This window comes from Acidipila sp. EB88 (genome assembly GCF_003858395.1).
GTDB lineage: Bacteria > Acidobacteriota > Terriglobia > Terriglobales > Acidobacteriaceae > EB88.
In genome coordinates this window covers 1,973,103-1,998,734 of the sequence record NZ_QWEV01000005.1, presented here as the reverse complement: position 1 = coordinate 1,998,734, position 25,632 = coordinate 1,973,103, and the positions used below count along the sequence as shown (strand labels likewise).

Annotated in this window: 24 protein-coding genes and 1 other RNA gene; 13 read left to right on the top strand and 12 right to left on the bottom strand. The window is 63.5% G+C overall.

Translation table 11 applies throughout. The annotated features are described in order from the left end of the window. The first annotated feature begins 19 nt into the window (after nt 1-19). On the top strand, nt 20-529 hold the full coding sequence (locus tag D1Y84_RS08970) for a gamma carbonic anhydrase family protein (RefSeq protein WP_124848208.1): 510 nt from the start codon (nt 20-22) through the stop codon (nt 527-529). A 46-nt stretch (nt 530-575) separates the two neighbouring features. Here the strand turns inward: D1Y84_RS08970 and D1Y84_RS08965 are convergent, their stop codons facing one another. Next, nucleotides 576-797 carry a hypothetical protein gene (locus D1Y84_RS08965; RefSeq protein WP_124848207.1) on the bottom strand — a complete coding sequence of 74 codons (222 nt, stop codon included), beginning with the start codon at nt 795-797 and terminating at the stop codon, nt 576-578. 112 nt (nt 798-909) lie between these two features. Between D1Y84_RS08965 and hisS the strand changes: the two genes are divergently transcribed. Continuing rightward, a complete protein-coding gene (gene hisS / locus D1Y84_RS08960) occupies nt 910-2,217 on the top strand; it encodes a histidine--tRNA ligase (RefSeq protein ID WP_124848206.1) in 1,308 nt (435 codons plus the stop codon). Nucleotides 2,218-2,290: 73 nt separating this feature from the next. Next, the gene (gene aspS / locus D1Y84_RS08955) at nt 2,291-4,228 is read left to right on the top strand and encodes an aspartate--tRNA ligase (protein ID WP_233581297.1); all 1,938 of its coding nucleotides are present in this window, start codon (nt 2,291-2,293) and stop codon (nt 4,226-4,228) included. 54 nt (nt 4,229-4,282) lie between these two features. Here the strand turns inward: aspS and D1Y84_RS08950 are convergent, their stop codons facing one another. From D1Y84_RS08950 to D1Y84_RS08935, 4 genes are all read right to left on the bottom strand, one after another. After that, nucleotides 4,283-4,867 carry a DUF1697 domain-containing protein gene (locus D1Y84_RS08950; protein ID WP_124848204.1) on the bottom strand — a complete coding sequence of 195 codons (585 nt, stop codon included), beginning with the start codon at nt 4,865-4,867 and terminating at the stop codon, nt 4,283-4,285. A gap of 20 nt (nt 4,868-4,887) precedes the next feature. Then, nucleotides 4,888-5,562, bottom strand: a complete 675-nt coding sequence (locus D1Y84_RS08945) for a hypothetical protein (protein ID WP_124848203.1) — start codon at nt 5,560-5,562, stop codon at nt 4,888-4,890. A 175-nt stretch (nt 5,563-5,737) separates the two neighbouring features. Continuing rightward, complete coding sequence (locus D1Y84_RS08940) at nt 5,738-6,595, bottom strand: rhomboid family intramembrane serine protease (RefSeq protein WP_124848202.1); 858 nt, start codon at nt 6,593-6,595, stop codon at nt 5,738-5,740. Between the two features lie 202 nt (nt 6,596-6,797). Continuing rightward, on the bottom strand, nt 6,798-8,276 hold the full coding sequence (locus D1Y84_RS08935) for a M20/M25/M40 family metallo-hydrolase (RefSeq protein WP_124848201.1): 1,479 nt from the start codon (nt 8,274-8,276) through the stop codon (nt 6,798-6,800). 206 nt (nt 8,277-8,482) lie between these two features. Between D1Y84_RS08935 and D1Y84_RS08930 the strand changes: the two genes are divergently transcribed. Then, nucleotides 8,483-8,671: a hypothetical protein gene (locus tag D1Y84_RS08930; RefSeq protein WP_124848200.1), complete on the top strand. Its 189-nt coding sequence runs from the start codon at nt 8,483-8,485 to the stop codon at nt 8,669-8,671. A gap of 11 nt (nt 8,672-8,682) precedes the next feature. Continuing rightward, nucleotides 8,683-9,081, top strand: a complete 399-nt coding sequence (locus tag D1Y84_RS08925) for a carboxypeptidase-like regulatory domain-containing protein (protein WP_124848199.1) — start codon at nt 8,683-8,685, stop codon at nt 9,079-9,081. A gap of 134 nt (nt 9,082-9,215) precedes the next feature. Here D1Y84_RS08925 and D1Y84_RS08920 read toward each other — a convergent pair whose 3' ends face one another. Continuing rightward, nucleotides 9,216-11,096, bottom strand: coding sequence for a 30S ribosomal protein S1 (locus D1Y84_RS08920; protein WP_124848198.1), 1,881 nt, complete (start codon nt 11,094-11,096; stop codon nt 9,216-9,218). A 407-nt stretch (nt 11,097-11,503) separates the two neighbouring features. Further along, entirely contained in the window at nt 11,504-13,603 is a 2,100-nt protein-coding gene (locus tag D1Y84_RS08915; protein ID WP_124848197.1) for an ATP-dependent DNA helicase RecQ, read from the bottom strand. Between the two features lie 190 nt (nt 13,604-13,793). On the opposite strand from D1Y84_RS08915, the gene D1Y84_RS08910 reads away from it, so the two are divergent. Beyond that, on the top strand, nt 13,794-14,375 hold the full coding sequence (locus tag D1Y84_RS08910; protein WP_124848196.1) for an HIT domain-containing protein: 582 nt from the start codon (nt 13,794-13,796) through the stop codon (nt 14,373-14,375). Nucleotides 14,376-14,442: 67 nt separating this feature from the next. Then, nucleotides 14,443-14,751: a hypothetical protein gene (locus tag D1Y84_RS08905; RefSeq protein ID WP_124848195.1), complete on the top strand. Its 309-nt coding sequence runs from the start codon at nt 14,443-14,445 to the stop codon at nt 14,749-14,751. A gap of 29 nt (nt 14,752-14,780) precedes the next feature. Here D1Y84_RS08905 and D1Y84_RS08900 read toward each other — a convergent pair whose 3' ends face one another. Both D1Y84_RS08900 and rmuC read right to left on the bottom strand, forming a co-directional pair. Beyond that, nucleotides 14,781-15,278 carry a DUF4440 domain-containing protein gene (locus tag D1Y84_RS08900; protein WP_233581296.1) on the bottom strand — a complete coding sequence of 166 codons (498 nt, stop codon included), beginning with the start codon at nt 15,276-15,278 and terminating at the stop codon, nt 14,781-14,783. Next, nucleotides 15,275-16,912, bottom strand: coding sequence for a DNA recombination protein RmuC (gene rmuC / locus D1Y84_RS08895; RefSeq protein ID WP_124848194.1), 1,638 nt, complete (start codon nt 16,910-16,912; stop codon nt 15,275-15,277). Before rmuC ends, D1Y84_RS08900 begins: the two co-directional genes overlap by 4 nt. A 373-nt stretch (nt 16,913-17,285) precedes the next feature. Here rmuC and D1Y84_RS08890 point away from each other — a divergent pair, with 373 nt between their 5' ends. Continuing rightward, nucleotides 17,286-17,531, top strand: coding sequence for an acyl carrier protein (locus D1Y84_RS08890; RefSeq protein ID WP_124848193.1), 246 nt, complete (start codon nt 17,286-17,288; stop codon nt 17,529-17,531). A 26-nt stretch (nt 17,532-17,557) separates the two neighbouring features. Beyond that, entirely contained in the window at nt 17,558-18,790 is a 1,233-nt protein-coding gene (gene fabF / locus D1Y84_RS08885) for a beta-ketoacyl-ACP synthase II (RefSeq protein ID WP_233581295.1), read from the top strand. Between the two features lie 61 nt (nt 18,791-18,851). On the opposite strand, the gene D1Y84_RS08880 is transcribed toward fabF, so the two are convergent. Continuing rightward, nucleotides 18,852-19,613: a YIP1 family protein gene (locus D1Y84_RS08880; RefSeq protein ID WP_124848191.1), complete on the bottom strand. Its 762-nt coding sequence runs from the start codon at nt 19,611-19,613 to the stop codon at nt 18,852-18,854. 239 nt (nt 19,614-19,852) lie between these two features. Between D1Y84_RS08880 and D1Y84_RS08875 the strand changes: the two genes are divergently transcribed. Next, nucleotides 19,853-20,671, top strand: coding sequence for a PEGA domain-containing protein (locus D1Y84_RS08875; RefSeq protein ID WP_233581294.1), 819 nt, complete (start codon nt 19,853-19,855; stop codon nt 20,669-20,671). Between the two features lie 67 nt (nt 20,672-20,738). Here the strand turns inward: D1Y84_RS08875 and D1Y84_RS08870 are convergent, their stop codons facing one another. After that, nucleotides 20,739-21,533 carry an SDR family oxidoreductase gene (locus tag D1Y84_RS08870; protein ID WP_124848190.1) on the bottom strand — a complete coding sequence of 265 codons (795 nt, stop codon included), beginning with the start codon at nt 21,531-21,533 and terminating at the stop codon, nt 20,739-20,741. A 247-nt stretch (nt 21,534-21,780) separates the two neighbouring features. Further along, a complete protein-coding gene (gene gyrA / locus D1Y84_RS08865; RefSeq protein ID WP_124848189.1) occupies nt 21,781-24,462 on the bottom strand; it encodes a DNA gyrase subunit A in 2,682 nt (893 codons plus the stop codon). Nucleotides 24,463-24,635: 173 nt separating this feature from the next. On the opposite strand from gyrA, the gene D1Y84_RS08860 reads away from it, so the two are divergent. The 3 genes from D1Y84_RS08860 to ssrS all read left to right on the top strand — a co-directional run bounded on the left by D1Y84_RS08860 (nt 24,636) and on the right by ssrS (nt 25,608). Next, a complete protein-coding gene (locus D1Y84_RS08860) occupies nt 24,636-24,914 on the top strand; it encodes a hypothetical protein (RefSeq protein WP_233581293.1) in 279 nt (92 codons plus the stop codon). Nucleotides 24,915-24,936: 22 nt separating this feature from the next. After that, nucleotides 24,937-25,266 carry a cell division protein ZapA gene (locus D1Y84_RS08855; protein ID WP_124848188.1) on the top strand — a complete coding sequence of 110 codons (330 nt, stop codon included), beginning with the start codon at nt 24,937-24,939 and terminating at the stop codon, nt 25,264-25,266. A gap of 151 nt (nt 25,267-25,417) precedes the next feature. After that, nucleotides 25,418-25,608: non-coding RNA, 6S RNA (ssrS, locus tag D1Y84_RS08850), on the top strand. The last annotated feature ends 24 nt before the right edge of the window (nt 25,609-25,632 follow it).

The following is a 25,632-nucleotide window of genomic DNA, read 5'->3' as shown; positions in this document are numbered from 1 at the left end:
CTGTGCTGAGGTGCTCGCAATGATCCGCTCCTACAACGGCTGCACGCCGACCATTCCGGAGAGTTGTTACATTGATCCTTCCGCGCAGGTGGTGGGCGACGTGGTGCTGGGCGAGCAGGCGAGTATCTGGATGAACGCCGTGGTGCGTGGCGACGTGCATTCGATCCGGATCGGGGCGCGCTCCAACGTGCAGGACTGCGCGGTGCTGCACGGCATGCGGCACCTGTACCCGGTGCACGTGGGCGAAGGAGTCTCGATCGGCCACAATGCCACCGTGCACGGATGCGTGGTGGAGGATCACTGCCTGATCGGGATTGGCGCGATCGTGCTGAACAATGCGCGCATCGGAGAAGGATCGATCATCGCCGCGGGAGCGGTTGTGCCGGAAGGCACGGTGATCCCTGCGCGGTCGTTGGTGGTTGGTATTCCAGGAAAGGTGCGCCGCGCCACCACCGCCGAGGATGAGGCGCTGATCGCGATGTACGCCGGGAACTACCTGGACTACTCAGCGCAGTACAAGCGCGGGTAAGTAGCTCGGGCGTTGACACCGCTGCGGCAGGGGCGCAGCCCCGGGACTAGACGCCGGCCCTGAGGTTCTCCTGGTGCGCTGACCAGCAGCCCCAGATGATGCACATGGGGTGGAGCACAAATAGTGCGATCCCGGCAGTGAGGATGCCGAGCGTGATGTAGAGGACGCCCATCACCACTGCGCCGATGATCGTGCTGTACAGCATGCCAAATGGACCCAGGAACGAAGTGAGTACCAGCGCGAGGATGACGCTCTTGCGACCTTGCATAACTGTCGGCGCCTCCGTGCGCACTGCCTTTCCAGATGGCGCGCATGCGGTCGAGGTTGCCGGCAGGGCGAAGCGCTTTTTTGACGGCTGCTAAACTGGCGGTTACACCCTCATGAGCACTTTGAAAGCAGTACGGGGCACACGCGATCTGCTGCCCCCCGAAACCGAACTCTGGAACCACGTGGAATCCACCGCGCGGCGCATTTTTGCGCGCTACAACTTTGGCGAGATCCGCACTCCCATCTTTGAAGATACGACCCTGTTCGCGCGCGGCATCGGCGAGGAAACCGACGTGGTCTCGAAAGAGATGTACACGTGGGAGGATCGCGCCCGCGCCGCGAGCGAGAAGGCGCAGTCGCTGACGCTGCGGCCCGAGAACACCGCCGGCGTGGTGCGCGCCTACATCGAGCACAAGCTGGGCGAGACCGGCCTGCTGCAGAAGCTGTTCTACATCGGCCCGCAGTTTCGACGCGAGCGCCCGCAGAAGGGCCGCTACCGGCAGTTCTTCCAGATCGGCGCGGAGGTGATCGGCCCGGCAACTGCCGGCTCGGAAAGCCCCTTGCGCGATGCGGAAGTGCTGGAGATGCTGGCTGCGTTCCTGCTGGAACTAGGGCTGCCACCGGCGAACGCCGTGGCCCCGGGCTGGCGGCTCGCGATCAACTCTGTCGGCTCGGCCGCGGACCGGCCGCGTTACGTGGCTGCGCTGCGCGAAGCCCTGCGAGAGATTGCGCCGACGATGTGCGAGGACTGCCAGCGCCGCGCCGACACCAATCCCCTGCGCGTGCTGGACTGCAAGGTGCCGGAAGACCAGCCCAAGATCGACGCGCTGCCCAAAATCGCGGACTATCTCGATGACGCCTCCACGGCGCACTTCACTGCCGTGCGTGCAGCGCTCGACGCGTGTGGTATGGCGTACACGGTGAACCCGAGGCTGGTACGCGGGCTCGATTACTACACGCGCACGACGTTTGAGTTTACGCATGACGCCGGGCTCGGCACGCAGAACGCGTTGCTGGGCGGCGGGCGGTATGACGGCTTGTCCGAGATGCTGGGTGGGCCGCGAGCGCCGGGCATCGGGTTTGCCATCGGCGCGGACCGTCTGGTGTTGACCCTGCAGTCGCAGGCTGCCGGCAGCGCAGTGGGCAGCAAGGCCGATGTCTTCATTGCGCCGGTGGGCGACGCGCAAAACCCTGCCGCGTTGAAGCTCGCGCAGGAGCTGCGCGCGCAGGGAATGCGGGTCGAGGTCGGCGACGGCACGTTCCGGGTAAAGAAGTCGTTCGAGGTTGCGGATAAGCTTGCGCGGAAGATCGTGCTGCTGGGTGAGGACGAAGTCGCGAGCGGTGTGCTGACGGTGAAGGATTTCGCGAGCGGCGAGCAGCGCAAGATGACGCAGGTGGAGTTGCTGGCGACCGCGCGGTAAGCGTGGGCGATCCAGGTGCGAGCTGGCTCCCCACGACCGCTGAAAGGCTGCCGGGAGTTGATCGGAAGAAGATTTGTTTAGGCTGCAGGACGAGGGAAGAAACGCATTGCTTGACCACTTAGGAACGCTGGAACGTACGCACACCAGTGGCGCTTTGCGCGCTGCTGACGCTGGCCAGGAAGTCACCCTGCTGGGCTGGGTGAATCGCCGGCGCGACCATGGCAACCTGATCTTTCTGGACCTGCGCGACCGATACGGCATTACACAGATCGTGCTCGACAAGGACCTGTGCCCCGAAGGCCACGCCAAGGCCGAGCATGTACGACCTGAGTACGTGGTCGCGGTGCGCGGCACGGTGCGCCTGCGTGGCGTGGGCAGCACCAATCCCAACATGGCGACGGGCGAGATCGAGATCGTTGCGCGCGAACTGCTGGTGCTGAACGATGCGAAGCTCGCACCGTTCTCGCCGGCGGAAGACGCGATCGCGAACGAGGAAGTTCGGCTCAAGTACCGCTACATTGACCTGCGCCGCGCAGAGATGCAACGCAACTTCCTGGTGCGTCACAAGGTTGCGCTCGCGGTACGCGAGAACCTCGCCGCGCAGGGTTTTCTCGAGGTCGAGACACCGTTCATGACGCGGTCGACACCCGAGGGCGCGCGCGATTACCTGGTGCCAAGCCGCGTACACGCGGGCGAGTTCTACGCGCTGCCGCAGTCGCCGCAGTTGTTCAAGCAGATCCTGATGATCTCGGGCTTCGATCGCTACTTCCAGATCGCACGCTGCTTCCGCGATGAAGACCTCCGCGCGGACCGCCAGCCGGAGTTTACGCAGATCGATCTGGAGATGGCTTACCCGCAGCAGGAGACGATCTTCCGCGTGGTCGAGGGGTTCCTCTCGGCGGCGTTTCGCGCGGTCGGCATCGAGCTGCCGACACCGTTTCCGCAGATTACGTACGACGAGTCGATGCGGCGGTTCGGCATCGACAAGCCGGACCTGCGGCTGCCCGGCCTCACCGATGTGAAGGAAGCATTCACAGCTGAGCAGCTGGGCACGCTCGCCATTACGGCAGACCTGCCGGTGATCGCGTTGCGCATCCCCAACGTGGGCGAGCTTTCGCGCAAGGATCGCGACGAGAATAAGCCGCTGTTCGATGGGCGCAAGGGCGCCGTGAAGTACATCGACGATCTGAAGCGCCTGGAAAAAGGCTTCCCTGAGGCTGCGGCGCAGGTGCGTGCGCTGGTCGGCGGCGAGGCCCAGGACCTGGTGGTGATCGTGGCGGGCGACGCTACGAAGCCGGCGGAGGGTTCGGAAACGAAATCCGAAGGCAGGCTGTCGGAGCGGGAGATACAGGTGTATTCGGCGGCGGGCGCGTTCCGTGTGGAGCTGGCGCGCAAGTACGCGGACCGGCACGGTGCGTTTGCCGAGACCGACCGCGTTGTGGCCGCTGCGGCCGCAGGCATGACGCAGACGCTGGACGGGGGCACTTCGGCCACCCACCTTGCGAGCGGCACGGCTTTCCAGCCAATCTGGGTGACGGACTTCCCCATGTTCGAGCAGGACGCGGAGACTGGCCGCTGGCTGCCTTCGCATCATCCGTTTACCTCGCCGCACGAGGCGGATATGGACCGGCTCACGAGTGACCCCGCGTCGGTGCGGGCGCAGTATTACGACCTCGCCATGAACGGGCTCGAGCTTGGTTCGGGTTCCATCCGTATTCATCGGCAGGATGTACAAGCCAAGATCTTCGAAGCGTTGGGCATGAGCGCGGAAGAGGCGAAGGAGCGGTTCGGCTTCTTTCTGGAAGCCCTGGAGTATGGCACCCCACCGCATGGAGGCATTGCATTGGGTCTCGACCGGATCGTGATGATCCTCGCTGGGGCCGGAAGCCTGCGCGAGGTGATTGCTTTCCCCAAGACGGCCAAGGCCATCGACCTGATGGTAGATGCACCGACGCCGGTGGCCCCGAACCAGCTGCGCGATCTGCATATCCGCACGGTTCTGAAGGGCTAAGCGGAGGGCGTGGGCGGAGTGGATTCCGCGCTGCTCACGCCTTCCGCGTTCTGGCTACTGCCGCAGCATCGCCGCGAGCGCCAGCACCGTTTTCCAGTTCCGAATTGTCGGGGAACCAGGCATGCTTCCAGCCGTGCACGCCGTTGCCAGCTTTGACCGGCCGGCGCCGTTCGGCAGGTACAGCAGGAGTTCCCGCGCAGAAGCTGCAATCGCTTCACCACCCACGCAGAGCGCGTTGAGCTTCTCGCGCTGCGCCGAGGCAAGCGGGTCGCGTAGGAACACGCAGTGAAGCGTTTCAAGCGCTCGGCCTGCCGGCACGAACGGATTGGTCTCGACCAGCGTGGTGATCTCAGGCAGGGTTCGCATGGTGATGGGCACGGCAAAGCCGAACAGCCGCTCGATAGCTGCCGCCAGCATGGACGAGGAGAACGCTGCCGAAACTGTGACGACGAGGTTGCCGCTCTGGATGTAGCTCACCACATCGTGGCAGCCCTGTTCCTCGGCAAGCCGGCGCAACGCGGCCATCGGCACAGGGTGCCGGCCACCGACGTTGATGCCTCGCAGCAGGATCACGGCCCGCAGCGACATGGTCCGGGAAGAAGAGTCGGGGAGCGAAACGGGGGAGGATGGCTCGCGCATGCTCACTCCCCCGGTGTGCCTTACTTGCGGCGGCCGATCTTGTAGACGATGCCGACCGCGCCGAAGAACTCGTTCTGGTTCAGGCTGGCGTAGTGTGTCGGCTGGTAGTCGGCGGTGAAGCGTACCGCGAAGCGGGGACGCACCTTGTAGTCAGCCCAGCCGCCCACCGCGTATGCAAAGGCAAGCTGGTTGTTGTACACGCCCACCTGGAAGGGCTGCACGCCTGTTCCATGAAAACCCTGATCGAAGGCGCCGTAGGCGCCGCCGACCAGCAGGTGCATGCCGGCCGCAGCCTTGGGCGACTCGTACAAGCGTGCCGACGGCCCGAACAGGAACAGGTGCTCGGACATCGAGGAGTTCACTGCGGGCACGTTGAAGCTGTTCGCCGGGATCTCGTAGGTGCCGTACAGTCCGCGTGCCGTGGCCTCGATGCCGATGGACTTGGAGATCCAGCCGGTGGCCGAACCCTGCCAGCCGAGCAGGTTAACGGCGCGTACCTGGTGGGCATAACCGGGGTTGAAGTGCGAGTAGGCAGCGCCGCCAAGGATGTCAAAGCGTTCATCCTCGGTGGTGCCAACCACGGCAGGCGCCGTGGCGGTGACCTGCGCATGGAGCAGAGAGCAGCAGTGCGTGGCACTGAAGAAAGCGCATGCGGCCAGCGTGGCCGCGCGCAAAAAAGGGTTCCGGAACGTCAACGTCGTCTCCTGAAGAACGGGCGCCCACCGTGGGCGGCAGCGTCCGTTCCAGAATACCGTGCGCAGCGTGTCTGCGCTCCCGGGTGTGCGGCGTTCTTATGCGCGAACTGCTCCCGCAGGAGCCTCTTTACAGGGTGGAGGAGGCAGCGTACTGCTGGTTCGCCACTACTCCGTCTTAATTCATCCAGGAACGATCCTTAGGATCGCGCCTGGCCCGGTTGCCGCCCGGTCGCCCCTCAGTGTCCGGGTCGACATAGCGCCCGTCACTGTCAAAGTGAACATCGCGATTCTGCTTGCGCATGTAGACCTCGAACTTTTTGGCGGCGTTGCGGCGCTTCCAGCGGTAATAGTCGTTGCGGAGGTTGAAGTAGCGCTGCGACGTGGCAGCCGTAAAGCCGCGGCGGGGAGCCGCCTTGATGTAGAGGTAGCCCGCCAGTGCACCGCCAAGCTGGCCCAGCGCATACACCCGGTTCTGGCCAAACAGCTGCGCCAGCGCAAAAAGGATGTACACGGCCACAAGGTACTTGGCCTTCATGGCAACGGGGAGAGGAAACAGTGTGAACTGCATCTCCCCGTACAGCACGCCAAAAGCTATCAGCAGGCCAAAGATGCCGCCGAATGCGCCGGTGAGCGCGCCCACATTAAGACCGCCGCTGTCTGCCGTGGCATAGGCCAGGGCGACCGTGGCGATTGCCGCACCCAGCACAGAGGCGAAGAACAGCTCGCCGACCCAGCGGCTGCCATGGTTGGCCTCGAGAAACGCCCCCAGGAACCAGAGCGAAAGCAGCTCCAGCGCGGTGCCCAGCAGGCCCGCATGCAGGAAGCAGTAGCTGACGAGCTGCCAGAGGTAGCCGTGGGTGACCAGCACCGGGGTGAGCGAAAACAGCAGCACCACATGCTGCGCCACGGCGGGAGCGGCTAGTTGCAGCAGGAGCAGGCCGAAGTAGATGCCGACATTCCAGATGACCAGTGTCCGCGTGAACCCGCGAAATTCGGGAAAGGCAAGCATTCCGGAAGAACGAAATGGCGGCATATACCGGTATTGTCGCAGGTCCTGGAGTGGACTTCACGAGCGATCCGCAGCGTGCAATCGCCCGGTCACCACGGGGCTCAGTTTGGCACCCGGATGCCATTCCCGGGAGCGAGTTCCGGGCGGAGCAGGCGAGCAGCCGTGCTTCTGAGAAGCGCGGCTGCTCGCCTGGTTCCTCCTTAGGCTGCGGGCGGGCAGTGGTTCGCTAGCGGACCGGGTATGGCACCACGGCGAGGCTGGCGTGGCCGGCCGTATCCACCGAACGGATGCCGAAGATCACGTTGTCCTTGGAGACCGGGAGGGTCGCGGTGCCTGCGCTGCCGAACTTTGCCGCCTCGGCGTGGTGCTGCCACTCGCTCGAGGAAAGCTCGCGCCAAAGCACCTGGTAGTGTGTGCCGGCCGGCGCGCTCGCTGCCGGGGTCCAGCGCAGGGTCGTGTTGTTGTCGAGGTTGCTGGTGACGATTTTGGGATCAGCCGGGGGCGCGGGCGCGGCGGCCAGCGTCGCAAGTGTGGCAGCGTTGAGGCGCGCGACGTTGGCTGCGTAGTCCATGTCGACGTACTGGATCAGGTCGCCGAACTGCACGCCGTTCTCAACACGCAGGTTCTGGTGCTGGTGGTTGAAGTCTTCGCGCCACTCGGTGAAGCGGATCGCGGTAAAGCCTTCGCCGTTGAACGAGGTGTGGTCGCCGCCGCGCAGAAACCGGTCGCGCCGCAGCTCAAGCACGGGATGAAAGTAGGGCAGGCTGCCACTGCCGGCGACCGGCGATGCACCGTGCCCGAAGTAGGTCGCGTCCACATCCGTGACGGCGCGGGCGAGTTCGCGCGAGGGTGAGTCGCTTTCGTAGCCAAGCAGCTCGACCGTCTTGACCTGGTCGGGCGTGGCCGTGGCAGGGATGCCTTCCGAGAAGATGCGCACAGCGTGCTTGTCCTGCAGGGTGTCGCCGGGGGTGGTGTTGCCGCCGACGATGTCGTTGTTGAGCACGCCTTCGAGCTCCACCTGCGCGGCTTTGAGCGTCTGGGCCAGGTGGCGGCTGCCGTTCAAGCCCTGCTCCTCCCCGGCGACTGCCGCGAAGATGATGGTGGCGGGGAAGCGCATCTTCGACAGCGCGCGTGCGGACTCGATCGAGACAGCTACGCCCGAGGCGTCGTCATTGGCGCCCGGCGCTTCGTCGGTGGTGTTCTCGTTGGTGGAGTTGCGCGAGTCGTAGTGGCCGGTGACGAGCACGGTGCGGTTGCCACCTTCCGTTCCCTTGAGCACGGCATATACGTTGGTGATCGTGGTCGGCACCGGGATGCGGCTCATGGGCTGCTCGGTAAAGGTGTCGCGCTTGACCTCGAGGCAGCCGCCGCACTCCCGGCTGATGGTGGAATACTGCGCGAAAACCCAGTCAGCGGCTGCGGTTGCGCCGGTGCCGGGCGGCAGGTTGGGCGTCATGCTCGACAGGGTGGAGCGGTTCCGGAACGCGACCAGCGCCGCGATATCGGCGCGGATGGCTCCGGGCTGGATGGTCGCGATCGCGGCCGCGATGCGTGGATCTGCCGGCAGTGCAGCGATGTGCTCGCCGCTGGCATCCAGATCGCTTGTTCCGCCGTCAGAGAGGGCATGCGCTGGGAATGCGGTGCCTGCGGAGGCGAGCAGGACCAGGCCGGCCAGAACATGCTGAAGGTTGAGACGGTTCTGCATTTGTGAAAACTCTCCTGGAGATTGTGTGTGGGAATCTTTAATGCGATCAGGAGCCGTCCCCGCGCATCTTTAGCCTGAAAGGCCGTCTCGCAAGGGGCTGCCCGGGAAGTTTCCGTACACGCGCAGCAGGGCGCGGCCATGCGACTGAATGGTCGGCACTGTTGCTCACAACCTTACACCCCACTTTGGATACCGGAGGAACTTCCATGCTTTGCGCCGAATGCGATAACCCACTGGACATTGATACTGAAGATATCGAGGAAGGCGACTCGGTCACCTGCGACGAGTGCGGCACTGAGTATGAGATCGTAGCGACAGAACCTCTCGAGTTGGCGCGCGTGGATGAAGAGATCGACGAAGACGAGCCCAAGACCACCGAAGAGGAAGAAGACTAGTGAGGGAAGCGATGCGCGAAACAACAACGAACCATCCAGAGCTGTGGGCGCGAGCAGCCCGGTCCTCTGCCCTGCTGCTGTGTTCCTTCGTGATGGCGGGGTTGTTTGTTTCTGCCATCGCAACCCCGAGTGCCTCGGCACAGGTGCAGGCCAAGGTACTCGAAGGCAAGGTGCTGGATGCCGGAACCGCGCCGCTCCCGGGCGGGATCGTATACCTGCAGGACCAGAAGACCAACGTGGTGAAAACCTTCATCGCAACCGCCGATGGCTCGTACCGTTTCGGACAGCTGCCGGCGGACACCGATTACAAAATCTGGGCGGAGTACAAGGGTGAGAAAAGCAAGGCCAAGCTCATCAGCTCCTTCGATACCAAGATGAATGTCACGGTGGACTTTCACATCGCGAAATAAGGTATGCTGCGAGCTGCGAGAAACAAAAAGGGGAGGGCCAAGCGGCTCTCCCCTTCTTTGTGGGTCGGTAGTCCGGAAACAGCAAGGGCGCTGCCTCGCGGCAGCGCCCTTGCTTGTGTTGCAGAGAAGCAGACTTAGTTGCTGTCGCGCTTCCAGTTCATCAGGTCGCCGAGAGTGGTCGTCGAGCTTGATACGGGAGCCTTGTAGGCTTCCACATCGGCGCGGCTGCCTTCTTCTCCGATTGCGCGGAGCGACAGGCCGACCTTCTTCTCTTCCGGGTTCATCTTGATGATCTTGAACTCGTGCTCCTGGCCAGCCTCGAGCGCTGCCGGCGAACCGGTGGCGTCCGTTGCTTCTGAGATGTGGCAGAGTCCTTCCACACCTTCCGCGATCTCGACGAATGCGCCGAACTGCGCGGTGCGCAGAACCTTGCCGTGCACCACATCGCCTGCGCGGTGCTGTGCAAAGAAGGTCTCCCAGACATCGGGCTCCAGCTGCTTGATGCCGAGCGAGAGGCGACGGTTCTCAGGCTCAACGCCCAGAACAACGGCGCGGAGCTTTTCGCCCTTCTTCAGCACTTCCGAAGGATGCTTGACGCGCTTGGTCCAGCTCAGGTTCGAGACGTGGACGAGGCCGTCGATGCCGTCTTCGATCTCGATGAATGCGCCGAAGTCCGTGAGGTTGCGCACGCGGCCTTCGACCACGGCACCGGTCGGATAACGCTCCGACAGGTTTTCCCACGGGTTCTCGAGCAGCTGTTTCATACCGAGCGAAATGCGGCGGTCGTTGGGGTTGACGCTGATCACGATCGTCTCGACTTCGTCGCCTGGCTTGAGCATCTTCGAGGGATGCTTCATGCGCTTGGACCAGGTCATTTCCGAAACGTGAACCAGGCCTTCGATGCCCTGCTCGAGCTCGACGAATGCACCGTAGTCGGTAACCGAGAGAACGCGGCCGCGGACGCGAGCGCCCACCGGGTAACGTTCCACGGCATCGAGCCACGGGTCAGGCGTCAGCTGCTTGAAACCGAGCGAGACGCGCTGCTTGTCCTTGTCGAACTTGAGCACCTTGACCTGGATCTCGTCGCCAACATTGACGAGGTCGCGCGGGTGGGTCAGGCGTCCCCAGCTCATGTCGGTAATGTGCAGCAGGCCATCGATGCCGCCCATGTCGACGAATGCACCGTAGTCGGTGAGGTTCTTGACCACGCCGGTGAGGATGGAACCCTCTTCGAGGTGCTCAAGCGTCTCGCCGCGCTTGGCGTTCTGCTCTTCTTCGAGCAGTTCCTTGCGGGACACAACGACATTGCCGCGCTTCTTGTTCAGCTTGATGATGCGGACCTGGATCTGGGTGCCGATGTAAGCATCGAGATTGCGGACCGGACGGATTTCGAGCTGCGAGCCAGGCAGGAACGCCTTGATGCCCACGTCGACCGTCACACCACCCTTGACGCGACCGAGAACGGTGCCAAGCACCGGGGTTTTGTCGTTTGCGGCCTTTTCGATCACGTCCCAGACACGGTGGCGCAGCGCCTTTTCGTAGCTCAGCAGGTAGCCGCCTTCGGCTTCCTCCCGCTCTACCACGACTTCGACAGAGTCGCCCGGGTTCAGCTTCGACACGCCGTTCACATCGGTGACCTGCTCGAGCGGGATACGGCCTTCGCTCTTGAGGCCAACATCGACGATCACGTCCTTGTCGGTCAGCTTGACCACGGTGCCGGTGACGATGTTGTCGTCGAACTGCAATGCAGCAGCCTCGGCTGCCTGCTCGCGATCGAAGCTCTCGAGCGCGGCGGCAAAGTCGGTAAAGTCGTCGCTCTCGCCCGTGTTTTCGTCCAGGGCAGGCGAAGAGGTCTGCGCGGTCGCTGTGTGTACAACTTCAGCAGCTTCCGGGTTATGGGTGGTTTCGATCGACTGGGCGTCCTGCTCAGTCGCGGCGGTTTCAAGGGTAGGGGTTTCGAGTTCAGTAGTCAGCGGAGTGCTCTCGGAGTAAGTGGGATTTGGGACGTCGGCCATGACAGTCGGTTCCGGGGGTGATGCCTTTACAACATGGGCAGTGCGTAAAAGCACTGCACATCGCGCACCGGGGGATCTACGTAAGTGGTGGGCGCTTTACGTATCTGATTCAACTCGGTGCCGGGTGGATGCGGAGATCACAGCCTGTGCTTGCCAGGAGCCGGAGAAGGCGGGCCCGAACCTTTGTACCTGGAGGAAGCGTACGGGTTCGAACGCGGGGTCGTGCCGGAAGATGGAAGAGGAGGCGAGCATTCTCGCAGTAGCCCGTGATGTTGGGCATGAACAGCTTATCGCCGCAGGCCCACTAAAAAGATGATAGGTCCGCCGACATAGGGTGTCAACGAAGCACAGGGTTTGCGGCCCACTCTCCACACAGTATTCATAAAGCAGGATGAAAAACGGGACAGCTAGCGGACCGCGGCGCAGATGCCCAGGATGCCCTCGCCGAACTTCGTGATCTTGGCTGGCCCCAGGCCCGCGATGGCCAGCAGGTCATCCTCCGAGCGCGGCTGCTCCTCCGCAATGGCGCGCAGGGTCTTATCCGGAAAAATGCAGAATGCCGGCTGGCCGAGCTTTTGCGCTTCCGCCTTGCGCCAGGCGCGCAAACGCTCTTCGAGCGCAGCCGCAGCGCCCGAGAGGGGTGCGTCTTCCCGGGCGCTGCCGCGGGAGTTGCCTGCCGCAGGTTTGCGCGTGCGCTTTCCTGCCGGTGCCGCGGCAGCCGAAGCACTGCCGTTCAGCTCGCGCAGCATCACGGTCTCGGCGTCGCGATCGCTGAAGGTACCGCCCTCGTGGGTGAGGCTTGCTTTGCGATAGGGGATGGTACGGCCATCCTTTTCGAAGCTCGTCTCCTCGATCCGCAGAAAGCCGGCCGCGGCCAGTGCGTTGAGCAGGTCTTCGAAGGAGTCGCGGGTCATGCCGTTTTTGGCACACAGCTCGGAATGCAGCTTGCCGGTGGACTTGGACCCGCCACCGTAGCCGCCGCCGGCGAGCGCGCCTACCACCTGGTGTGCCAGGCGCAGCTCCGACGCGTCGAGTGGGCGCGCGGTTTGCGTGAGCGAGGAGCCCGGGGCGCACACATCGCAGATGCCGCAGCCGGCGAGGCCGTCCTCGGTGTCGCCGAAGTGGCGCACCAGTTGCGTCATGCGGCAGTCGCCTGATTCGGTAAAGCGGATCACGCGATCCAACTGCGAGCCGCGATGGGTGCTCTGCACCAGGTAGGGCTTGCGCCAGTTGCCATGGCCGAGGGTGACGAACCCTTCGTAGTCGAGCACCGCGCCGCCGTGGATCAACAGCTTCTCCAGCGCCTTGTCGAGCTCTTCCTGCTCCAGGCGCATCTTGGCTCGCTTGAGCAGGTCGGGCAGTTTTTCGCGATGGATGGGGTCTTCGCCGAGCACCTTGTAGATCGCGTCGAGCCGCTCTACCGGCGGGTAGTCGCGCTCGAAAAAGAAGTCATGCTGCTTGCGATCGGCGAACGAGTGCATCAGGATGGTGCGCGATGGCAGGCCATCCCGGCCAGCGCGGCCGATCTCCTGGTAGTAGCCTTCGAGCGTGCTGGGCAGCGCAATGTGCAGCACCGTGCGGACGTTGGCCTTGTCGATGCCCATGCCGAAGGCGATGGTCGCAACCACGATCTCAAGCTCACCTGCCAGGAACGCCCGCTGCACGCGCTCGCGATGGTCGGGCTCGAGACCCGCATGGTAAGCGGCCGCCCGGAACGAGCGACCCAGTTCCCCAGCCAGCATCTCCGCATCCTTGCGCGTGGGGGCGTAGACGATCGCGGGACGCGCGGCGGGGTCGGCCAGCAGCTCGGAGGCAAACGCCGGGCGCTTGGGCTTCGGCACCTCCACGACCTCGATGGCGAGATTGTCGCGGCGAAAGCCATGGATAAATACAGCGGGCTCCCGGCCGCCGTGGCCTAGCCCAAGCTGCGCGACAATGTCGTGCTGTACCTGGGTGGTGGCCGTGGCGGTCAGCGCAATCACGGGCGAAGGCCGCAGGTTCTGCAGGTGCTGGCCGAGCATGCGGTAGTCCGGCCGGAAGTCATGGCCCCACTGCGAGATACAGTGCGCTTCATCGATGGCGATCAGCCCCGGCTTGCGCTTGGCCAGCATCTCGGGAAAACCGGGAACGCGCAGACGCTCCGGCGCGATAAACAGGAAGTCGAGCGTGCCATCGAGGTAGCCGCGGCAGGCTTCGCGGGCAGACTCACGCGAAAGACCGGAATGGATCCTGGCGACGTTGAGCCCCAATGCTTCGAGCTTGGCCGCCTGATCATCCATCAGGGCGATCAGGGGCGAGATCACGAGTGCCGTGCCGCCGCGCGCAAGCGCAGGCAGCTGGTAACAGAGCGACTTGCCGGCCCCGGTCGGCATCACCAGCAACACATCCGCACCCTCAACCGCGGCGCGGCACACGGCTTCCTGGTTAGCGCGAAAGGCACGAAAGCCGAATCGCTGCTCCAGCAGGACATGCAGGGGCAGTACGTGGGGGGATGTTGCTGCGGGCATATCTCAACTATAAGACCCTCGGGAAGAAAAGACGAAGACCGCCTGCTGGCGCATAGCGCTATTGCGGCTGGCGGTCTCCTCGAGACAAATATTTGGTAAGTACCAGAGCTTTGCTCTTGCGGCTGCCCGCCACGAAGTGGCCGCCAGCCGCGCAGGCGGCTTGTGCCCTTTCTGTCGATATACTCGCGGCATGGAACACCTTTGGACCCCTTGGCGATACAGCTACATCACCGGCGAAAAGCATGAGGACCACCGCAAGGGTGTGCCGCCGGAGCTGCGGAGCTGGCCGGGCGACCTGGACTGCGTGTTCTGCAACCTCCTGGGCTCGGTGGATCACGCGATGGGGCACGGCATGGCAGTGGACGAGGCCGAGCAGGCGGCGTTGCTGGTGTGCCGGGGCGAGCGGGTGTTCGTCTGCCTGAACCGGTTTCCGTACAACTCCGGCCACGTGATGGTTGTGCCGTATGTGCATGGCGCGTCGCTGGCCGAGCTGCCCGCTGACACCGCGGCCGATCTGATGCACTGGGGACAGGCTGCGGAACGGGCGCTGGGTGCGACGTACCATCCCGACGGCTACAACCTTGGTTTGAACCTGGGAGCGGCGGCCGGGGCGGGCGTGGCGGGACATCTGCACCTGCATGCGGTGCCCCGATGGGTCGGGGATACCAGCTTCCTCTCCACCCTGGGCGAAACCCGCACCCTGCCGGAGCCCTTGACCGTGACATGGAAGCGGCTGCGGGAAGCCTTTGCCGCGGAGCGTCCCCTCGCGTGAGGCGGGGCGCATCCTATCGACGAACCGAGTCGCTCGACCGAGTGCTCGATAGAGGGAGAGTTTCACCATGAGCGAGATCAAACCGCAGGCAGGCACACAGCACTCACTCGACAAGACGCCGGAGCACGAGAACCACGCAGCAAGCGCGCAGGCCGCGCCCACCAGCGTGGAGCCGGTAGCGCCGCAGAACACGCAGGCCGCCGGGGCATCCGAGGGCGAGCAGCGCGCCCTGCTGCATGGCAACGTCAGCGGCTCCGAGCAGAAAGGCAACGCCGAGAAGGCGAATGACCTGGCGGAGTCCATGCCTGGCGGCACGCAAGCGGGGTACCACTCCACCGGCAGCTACGCCGGCGCGGCAGATACCGAGAAGAAGTAAATCCGCACGCGTATTCATTGTTAGCCGGACTACTTTATTACCGCTGGAAGAGCCGTGGTGTCATCGCGCACGATCTTCCAGCCGGTGCCCGTGTGCTCCAGCACCAGCAGAAAGTAGCCGTCCGCGTTGCCGCCACCCTCGGCGGTGCGCTCCAGGTGGAAGTGACCCGTGGTGGTCGCAAACCGCGCGTCGAGCGGCTGCACGGCGAGCGCGGTGAAGGTGAGCGCTCCCATCTTTGCGCGGGTGCCGTAGGCCTGGCGGTACCGGGCCAGCATCGCGGCATAACCAATCCGCACATCCTTGCCGATAAACAGGATGTCTGGAGAGTTCTTGTACCCGGTGGCGAACGCGTCCAGGTCGCCGCGGTTCCAGTCTGCGGCCTGCTTTTGCAGCATCGCCTGGATCTGCCCGGCGGCAGGGCCGGACGAAGGCGCTTGAGCCTGAGCGAGCAGCGTTGCCGGGGATGCCACACAGAAGGCGAGCGCGGCGCCAAGTATGGCGAGTAGAGCGTGGCGCATGGGATTCATTCGGAGTCCTCCTGCTTCTGGGCAGCGGCAGCCAGCAGGGGCAGGTTCGCATCCGCGCCGCCGTCCTGCTCGTCTTCCAAGTCATCATCCATCTGAAAACCGGCAGGCATTTTCTTTGCCGTGCGCAGGCCCAGCTGTTTGAGCTTGCTGATGCGGCCGAGCACGTGTCCTGTGCCGCGCGCCAATTGGTTGAGCGCCTTCTCGTACGACGCATTCGCTGCGCCGATCCGCTTACCAACATCCTCAAAGCTCTCGGCAAAGGTTGCGACCTTGTCGTACAGTCCGCCAGCCTGCTTCAGGATCTCCTCCACGTTGCGCGTCTGCCGCTCCTGCTGCCAGATGTGCGCGATGGTGCGGATCACCGGAAACAGCGTGCCCGGGCTGACCAGCAGGACGTTCTTGTTCCAGGCCCGCTGCCACAGGCCGCCGTCATGCGCCAGCGCCAGCAGGTAGGCGGGCTCGATCGGCACGAACATCACCACGAAGTCGATGGACTGCAACTGGTGCAGTGTCTGGTAGCGCTTCAAAGACAGGCCGTCGATGTGGTTCTGGAGCGAGCGCGCATGCCGCTCCAGGAAGCCCTGCCGGCTGGCATCGTCGTCGCAGGCGCAGTACTCGGTGTAGCTGGTGAGCGACACCTTGGAGTCAATGACCAGGTGCTTTTCGCCGGGCAGGTTGAGGATCACGTCCGGCCGCGCCTGCCTTCCCTCTTCATTGGTGAATGAGGCCTGCACGCGGAACTGCTTGCCGTCCTGCAGGCCTGCCTCCTTGAGCATGTCGATCAGGATCAGTTCGCCCCAGTCGCCCTGCTGCTTGGACGAACCCTTGAGCGCCTTGACCAGGTTGTTGGCGTCGGCGGAGAGCTTCTCGTTCATGGTGCGCAGCGCTTCGATCTGCGACTTGAGCTCGGTGCGGCCCACCAGCCCGTCGGCCTGCAGGCCTTCGACCTTGAGCTGGAACTCGCCCAGCTTTTCCCGGAGCGGGTGCAGCACCTGCTCGATGTTGACGCGGTTGTGGTCGGTGAAGCGCTTGCTCTTGTCTTCCAGGATGCTGGCGGCGAGCTTCTCAAAGGAGTTCGCCATGTCGGCGCGGGCGCCGGCAAACAGCTCGATCCGCTCAGCATCGGCGCGGCGCATGGTCTCAATGCGCTCCGCCCCGGCAGCGCGTTCAGCGTCGAGCTCGGCTGCCAGCCGCACCCGCTCGGCATGGGCCTCGGTGAGCTGATGGCGAAGCCGGTCGGCGGTCTCGGTGGCGGTTTCGGCGTGGGCGCGCTCGCGCTGTTCGGTCCTGACGCATTGCGCCTCGAGCGCCTCGATCCGGGTGCGCAGCCCGCTGGCCTCGGCAGTGGCTACGCCCAGAGCTGCCTGCGAGTCCTCGCGAAGCCGGCGCTGCCGGAGGAGCTCTTCGGACTGCAGGGAGTGCGCCTGCTCCAACGCCTCGGCGCGGGTCACGGCCTGGGCACGTGCCGAGCGCTCGGCACCGAGCTGGCGTTCCGCTTCGAGCCGTTCCGCGCCGCGGGCTGCTTCGCCGGCACCGTGGGCAGCACGCATTCCATTGGAGCGCCCCAGCAGAAAACCGGCCAGGGCGCCGAGCAAAAGGCTGATGAGGGCAAGCAGCCAGCAAACAGGAGTCATGCTTTCGAGTGTGCCACCGGAGGGGAACAAAAGGCGAGCATGAGGGCTCTGCTGTTAGGGGCCGGCTGCCCGGGCAAGCCCGGCGAAACAGGGCTATTGCCGCGTTTCCGGGTCAGAGCAGGCCTGCGTGCGGCCCGGTCGCAGGTGTGCCGACAGGGCCCGTACGGGTGGGTGTGGGAGTGAGGCAAAGTGTGGCATTGCGGACAACATTCGGCGAATCTCCGTGGACAGGGTGCGATGCGCTTTACACCTCTTTCCACCCTCAGTAGACTTGGAGATTCGTGGGCTTGGCCGGATCTCCTCTCGCAAGGGGCTGGCATTGCAGCCACGTGACGGTTTGTTTGAGTTCAGGAACCACACACGAGGAGATGGCATGGCGGCGGTTGAAGAGAAAGTCAAGCAGATCATTGTTGAGCAGCTGCAGGTAGATGAAGCAGAAGTGACGCCCAGCGCATCGTTCCAGGAAGACCTGGGCGCTGACTCGCTCGACGTGGTTGAGCTCGTCATGCAGTTTGAGGAAGCATTCGACCTCGAGATCCCGGATGAAGACGCCGAGAAGATCAAGACGGTCAAGGATGCGACGGAGTACATCGAAAAGCATGCAAAAGGTGGCAAGTAGTTTTGCCCTGGCAACCGCGAAGAGTTGTGATCACAGGCGTTGGCCTGATCTGCGCCGTGGGCAATACCGCACCTGAGGTATGGAGAAGCCTGGAGGCAGGGCGCAGCGGCGTTGGGCCGATCACTGCGTTCGATACAACCGGCTTCTCCGTCACCTTTGCTGCGGAGGTCAAGGGGTTTGATCCCCTGGCGTTTGTGGACAAGAAGGAATCCCGCAAGATGTCGCGCTTCATCCACCTGGGTGTAGCCGCGGCAGCCGAAGCGGTCGAGCACTCCGGACTCAAGATCACCGACGATATTGCCGAGCAGGTCGGGGTGCACATCGGTTCCGGCATCGGCGGCTTCGACATCATCGAACGCGAGCATGGTGCCTACCTCCAGGGCGGCCAGCGCAAGATTTCCCCATTTTTTATCCCGGCGACGATCGCCAACCTGGCTGCGGGGCACGTGTCGATCCGCCACAATGCCAAGGGACCCAACCAGACCGCCTCGACCGCCTGCACCTCCGGCGCGCACTCCATAGGGGACTCGTTCCGCATCATTGAGCGCGGCGACGCCGATGTGATGATCGCGGGAGGCGCGGAAGCTGCCATCACGCCTATGTCGGTGGGCGGATTCGCGGCCATGCGTGCGCTCTCAACCCGAAATGACGACCCCGCGACGGCGTGCCGCCCGTGGGACAAGGATCGCGACGGCTTCGTCGTCGGCGAAGGCGCGGGCATCCTGATACTGGAAGAGCTCGAGTTTGCCAGGGCACGCGGCGCGAAGATCCTGGCCGAGGTAGTGGGTTACGGCATGAGCGGTGACGCTTTTCATATCACCGGGATGGCGCCGGAAGGCGATGGCTGCATGCGCGCCATGCGTGCCTCGCTCAAGAGCGCGGGTCTCAAGCCGGAGCAGATCGGCTACCTGAACGCGCACGCGACCAGCACGCCGCTGGGCGATGTGAGCGAAAGCACGGCGATTGCGAACCTGTTCGGCGAGCATGCCCGCAACCACACGCTGCGCGTGAGCTCGACCAAGTCAATGACGGGCCACCTGCTGGGTGGCGCGGGCGGACTCGAGGCAGGCATCACGATCTGCGCATTGCAGCACCAGACCGCGCCGCCGACGGCGAACCTGGTGACACCGGACGAAGGCTGCGACCTGAACTACGTCATGCACGGTGCGGAGAAGCTGCCGATCGAGTATGCCCTGTCGAACTCCTTCGGCTTCGGCGGCACCAATGCCTCGCTGATCTTCAAGCGCTGGACGGAGTAGCTCGCAGGCTGCGCCTGCACTGGGCCTATCAAGGGGAAGGCTTCGGCCTTCCCTTTTCCTTTCAGGTGAAGAGTGCGCCCGCGGTACCCAGCAGGATCGACACCAGGGTCCAGCCCAGCACGACCAAGGCAGCGCGGCTGCGGGAAATGCGTGCAACAACAGCGCAACCGATAATCAGCAGCCAGATCTGCCAGATCAGGAACACGTCCAGCCAGCTCAGCAGGGAAAGCGCCCAGTGCGGCAGCCCGGAACCCTGCAGGTAGTAGGCCGGGTTGCTGCCAAGCGGATTGTTGATCTGGAAGGTGTCGACGCCTGCCGTGAGGGCAAGTGTTACGGCCTCCAGCAGGCCCTTGAGCACCATAGGCAATGAAGAGAAAAAGTACACCGCAAACAGAGGCGCGAAATGCACCTGCGCCCCCAGGCCAAATCGAAAGGTCGCGAGAAACACTCCGCTGATCAGCGCCCCGGCGATCAGCGGAGCAATGACCGGGCTGATGAAGGCGATGGTGCGCGTGATACGGGCTGTAAGCGCAAGTTGCTGTTGCTGCTGCTCTGCGGGCAGAGCATCCAGGCGGGCCTGCTGCTTGGGCGACGCGGCCAGGTTGTTCTTCGCCACGGTGTCCCAGCTCACCTTTGCCCCGATCATGGAGATGGCGCCGAACCCTACGATCATCATGATGAGATACGGCAGCCACCAGCTTGTGGCCAGGCGGGGGCCGGCGAACGCCCGCGAGGGCGTGGAGAACACAAGCAGCACGCGCTGCAGAGGACTGGGATCCGGTTGCTCTTCAAATGCGGAACTTGCTTGCACGGCAGAACTCATGGGTCATCCACCTCATTGCAACTTTGCGCAAGAAGTGTAGTCGTGAGCCGCTCAGCTGGCTACTGCAAAAAACCGCGGTCTTGATTCAGAACGCGCCTTCTTACTTGCGTAATTCCGCCGAAGGCCTGCACACCCGGCAACGCAAACAGAACTGCTACCTTGGCGTTGCTTCTTTGCGACCAGAAAGGTTCTGCGTGCCTTCTTCGAAAGCTGTTTGTTCGTTGCTTTGTTTCAGTTCCATGCTGTTGTGCAACACTTTTGGCCTGGCGCAGACGGCAGCGCCCCAGCCGATCAAGGCCGCCGTACCCGCGCAGGCCGCGTCCGCTCCGGCACCCGACACACTGCTGGACGGCACCCCGGTAAAGCTCCGGCTTTCCGATACTGTATCCTCCGCAACCGCGAAGACAGGGCAGCAGATCCCGTTTGAGGTGGTGGAGGATGTGCAGGTGCAGGGCGTAACGGTGATCGCCAAGGGCGCGACCGCTCTGGCAACGGTTACCGATGCCGAGCACAAGAAGACAATGGGACGTGGCGGCAGGCTGGACCTGAACGTAGACAGCGTGCGGCTGGTCGACAACGAAAAGGCGCAGCTGCGGGCCACCGCAGGTGGCAAAGCGGGCGGACATACAGGAGCGATGACCGGGGCCATGGTTGCTACCGGTATCCTGTTTTTTCCAGCGGCGCCACTGTTCCTGTTCATCCATGGCAAAGACCTGACGCTGCCCAAGGGGCTTGAAACAACCGCCTTCGTGGATGGAGACATGCACCTGAAGCTGGCGGCGCTTACGGCGCCGGCGGCCGATACGACCCGCGCCAGCGCGGCCGCCGGGATGTCCCAGGTTTCCATTGACGCCAGCGTCCCGAACTGTGACGTGTTGATCGACGGGGCGTTTGCCGGCAACACGCCATCCGAGCTGTCGCTCACGAGCGGGAAGCACGAAGTGACGGTGCGCAAGCACGGCTATGCCGACTGGACCCGTACGCTTGCGGCCTCCGGGACGGCTGTTCGGCTGCATGCGGAACTGGAAGCCCAGGCGACCCAGGCCGTGCAGAAATAAGCGCCGGGGATGGAGAACGGGTGCCCCAGGGGGCACCCGTTTCTGCCGTCCTCAAGAACCAAAGAACCTACTTCTTGGCAGGCTCCATCATGCCCTTGTGCATGGCCGACTGCAGTGCTTCCGGCACAAGACCCATCAACGCGCCTTCGATCTTGGTGGTGAGCGACGAGGCGTACACATGCTCCTCGCCGGCGAACAGCGCCTTGAGACCCTGGCGCGCCACTTCGTCGGGCTGGTTCTGCTCCTTGCCCTCGGTCCCCACCTTGGTATCGCCCGCACCGGAAGCGTTGAAGAAATTAGTCGCGGTGGGGCCAGGCTGCAGTGCTGTCACGGTGATGCCTGTGTCCTTGAGCTCGTAACGGAGGCTCTTGGCGAAGTGGAAGACGAAGGCCTTGGACGCGGCGTAAACCGCTTCGCCCGGGGCGATCATCTCGCTCACGATGGAAGCCGTGAACAGGATGCGGCCGCCGCCGGAACCACGCATCTGCTTCACCACGTGCTTGGCCATGTGCACGGTTGCGCCGCAGTTCAGGTTGACGATTTCCAGCTCCTGCGTAAGCGGCGTGTCGGCAAACATGCCGCCCTGGCCGAGGCCGGCATTGATGCAGGCAATGGCGAGTGGCTGTCCGGCCGCTTCCACGGTATGCCACAGGTCCATGTTGCTCTGGAACTGCGTGAGATCGCCCACGTACGAGGTGACGTTGACGCCAAGCGCCTTGAAGTCTGCCGAGGCCTTTCCGGTAAGTCCCTGCTCCTCGCCGGAGATGACGAGATCGTACCCGTCCTCGGCGAGCTGCTTTGCGAGGTGGTAGCCGATGCCGCTTGATGCGCCGGTGACGAGTGCCAGTCCTTTGGAAGTCATAAGTGTTCTCCTGAAAGTGCGAAACTGTTGCGCTTAGCGAAGCCTGTTCGCGCTCATCTTTAAGATGCGGCTTCAGCATGCGCTCTCGTCCAAAGGAGAACTGGCTTGCGCCTGCTGAAAGTCGGCAGAGCCGGGGCAGGGCTCCGACACGGTGGGGCGGCCTCAAGGGAGAGACAGGCAGACGCAGCAAGGGCGCGGAAGCTTCCGCGCCCTTGCTGTGTGCCGATCCTGCGTCGTGTCGCAGCGCTTACTGCAGCAGCGGTGGCAGATCGTCCTTCAGCTCTTCCGGAGGAATGACCACGGCAGCGGCCACCTTGTCTTCCGGATCGAGGTTGAGCAGCTTGACGCCCTGGGTCGAGCGGCCGGCCGCGCGGATGGTCTTGGTGTCGATGCGGATGATCTTGCCGTACTGCGAGATCACCATCAGCTCCGAAGTTTCATCCACCAGCTGGATGGCGTTGACAGTGCCATTCTTGGTGCTGGTCTTGAGGTTGATGACACCCTTACCGCCACGGGTCTGCAGACGGTACTCGTCCACATCGGTCCGCTTGCCGTATCCGTTCGAGGTCACCGTGAGGATCAGCGAGGCGTCGCGCTTGCCGTCTTCGCCCGTGGTGCGCTCGGCAGGTGTCGCCGCCAGGCCTACCACGTAATCCTTCTTCTGGATGTCGATGCCGCGTACCCCGTAGGCAGGACGGCCCATGGAGCGGACACCGTCTTCGGGGAAGCGGATCGCGAGACCCTCATGCGTGGCCAGGAAGATGATCTGCTTGCCATCGGTGATGCGCACGCCGATCAGCTCATCGTCATCGTCGATACCGATGGCGATGATGCCGCGCGACTGCACGTTGCAGAAGTCCTTGAGCGGGGTCTTCTTGACGGTGCCCTTGCGGGTCGCGAAGAAGATGAACTTGCCGTCTTCCTCGAGGTTGCGCACCGCGAGAATGTTGCGTACCTGCTCACCGGGCTGCAGGTTCAGCAGGCTGGCCATGGACTTACCGCGACCTGCCGCACCGACGTCGGGGATCTCGTAGATCTTGAGCCAGTACATGCGGCCGGTGTTGGTGAAGCAGAGCAGGAAGGCGTGCGTGGAGTTGACGATGAGCTGCTGCACAAAGTCTTCTTCGCGCGTCTTCATGCCGATGCGGCCCACACCGCCGCGACGCTGCTGGCGATAGATCGAGATCGGCGTCCGCTTGAGGTACTGCGAGTGCGAAACGGTAACGGCAACCTGCTCGTCAGCGATCAGGTCTTCCAGCTGCAGCTCGGCGGTCTCGTCGAGGATGTGGGTGCGGCGCGCGTCGCCGTACTGATCGCGCACTGCTTCCAATTCCTTGACGATAACGTCGCGCAGCTTCTTCTCGCTGGCAAGTATCGATTCGAACTCCGCGATGTTGCCGCGGACTTCGTTGAGCTCGCGCATGATCTCGTCGATCGAGATCTGCGTGAGGCGATAGAGCTGCAGTTCCAGGATCGTGTCAATCTGACGGTAGCTCAGCACCAGCGTTGCCGGCAGGATAGTGATGCCGTCGTTGAGATACTTTGCCGGGTCGAGCGTGACGCCTTCCATGGCATTGCCGCGCACGGTGATGGTGCGGCCGGAGAAGAACTGGAAGAGGTTCTCGCGGGCATCCGGGCGGGAGGAGCTGCCGCGGATAATCCGGATCACGCTGTCGAGATGGTCGAGCGCGATCTGGTAGCCGAGCAGAACGTGTTCACGGTCACGCGCCTTACGCAACAGGAAGGCGGTACGGCGGCGCACCACGTCCACGCGGTGATCGATAAAGTGGTGAATCGCTTCGTGCAGGGGCAGCTCGCGCGGCTGGTTGTTGACCACCGCGAGAAAAATCATCGAGAAGCTTTCCTGCATTTGCGTGTGTTTGTAGAGCTGGTTCAGCACGATCTGCGACTCGGTGCCGCGCTTGAGCTCGATCACGATACGCATGCCGTCGCGATCGCTTTCATCACGCACGTCGCTGATGTCGTCAATGACCTTCTCGTGGACAAGATCCGCCACGCGCTCGATCAGCTTGGACTTGTTCACCTGGTACGGAATCTCGGTGACGATGATGGCCTGGCGTCCGCCGGAGATGTTTTCCGTGCCGACCTTGGCGCGCATCAGGAAGCGGCCGCGGCCAGTGCGATATGCGTTGGCGATGCCGCTCTTGCCGTAGATGAAGCCGCCGGTTGGGAAGTCCGGGCCCTGTACGTGCTGGAGCACTTCGGCCAGGCCGCCCTGCGGGTTCTGCACCAGTTCGATCGTCGCGTTGACGACCTCGGTCAGGTTGTGAGGCGGGATGTTGGTCGCCATGCCGACGGCGATGCCGCCCGAACCATTGACGATGAGATTGGGAATGCGTGCCGGCAGCACGGTCGGCTCCAGCGTGGACTCGTCATAGTTCGGCGTAAAGTCCACCGTCTCCATGTCGATGTCAGCAAGCATCTCGCCTGCGATGCGCATCATGCGCGCCTCGGTGTACCGCATGGCGGCTGGCGGATCGCCGTCGACCGAGCCGAAGTTGCCCTGGCCATCGATCAGCGGGTAGCGCAGCGAGAAGGGCTGCGCCAGGCGTACGAGGGTGTCGTAGATGGCGGAGTCGCCGTGGGGATGGTACTGCCCCATGGCCTGCCCGACTACCTTGGCGCATTTGGTGTACTTCTTGTTGTACTGCAGGCCCATTTCATGCAGCGTGTACAGGATGCGACGATGCACCGGCTTGAGCCCGTCACGCACCTCGGGCAGCGCGCGGCCGATGATCACCGACATCGAGTAATCGAGATACGAACGCCGCATCTCATCTTCGATATTGATCGAGATCAGTGAAGCGGCACCGGGTGCGCCCGGCGCGTTGATGCCGGAGGGTGGATCGCCAGTGCCGTTGGAGCTGTCGCCCTCGAGGGGAAGTTGCGGGTTTTCTTCGTCTGCCATAGGTAGGTCGCGTTCCGCGCGAGTCTCCCCGAAGGGTTTCCCGGGCTCAGGACGCTAACTCCATTTTAACCGACGGAAGCCCCGCAAAGTAGCACTCCGCCAAGCACTTATGGCATGCTCGCGGCCTATGCTGCGCAAAGAGGCGCGTTATACTTTGGTGGGAGATTTTGTCAATGTCAACAGCCCCTCAGATGCATGCGGAAGAGCACGACCAGGCGGATGGTTTCGGCGCGCTTGAAGAGCGCGTGATGCGGATGGTGGAGCTGGTGCGGACGGAGCGACGCGAGCGGCAGCGGGCCGAGGAAACAGCCGCGGCCCTTCAGCAACTGCTCGACGAACAAGGCGCCCAGCTGGGACAGACGCAGGATGAATTGAAGGCATTGAGCCAGGAGCGCGACCTTGTGCGTGGTCGCGTGGAGCGGCTTTTGAAACAACTGGACGACCTAGGCTAGTTTCATCCCACGCGAGAGACCAATGAGCGGGCAAAATACCAGGAACGATGGCGACTTCGTCACTGTCTCCATCTACGACCAGACCTACCACCTGCGCGGGCACGACGCTGCGTACATCGAGCGGCTCGCCCTGCTGGTAGATGGCAAGATGCGTGCAGTAGCCTCGCATGGCACCACGGTGGACTCGCTGCGTGTGGCCGTACTGGCCGCGCTCAATATCGCGGACGAACTGATGCTGACGAATGCGCGCCTCGACGCGCTGACCGGAGCCGAGCAGTCGCATCGGAGCCGGGCCCACTCGCTGAGCGGCCTGCTCGATGAAGTGCTCGAGGATAAACGCCGCACCGGTTAATGCTGTGCACCGTGCCCGGAGTTTGCTGACTGATGGTACCCAAACTTCTGCAACCAGGACCAGAATGGCGCGTCTGATGAAAAGTGGTTGCAGCGAAGGCTTTTGTGGACTTGCAAACGGACGAGCTGCGATCTAGCATCCGAGAAGCATGACTGGCCTGCAAAGCAGGTATGTTTGGTCACGCCGGTTGAACCTATAATTCATTGAACAAGGGAGCTCGACTCGACAATCGGCTCGGTGCGCAGTGTCCGCCAGTTCGGAATGCCTAAAGAGCCGCGGAGAGTTCCCACCGTCTTAGGACGGGTTCACCGGCAAGCCAGCGTACGGCCCCGCGGGTCAGTTCTGCCCTCTTCTCCAGCCCGTGCC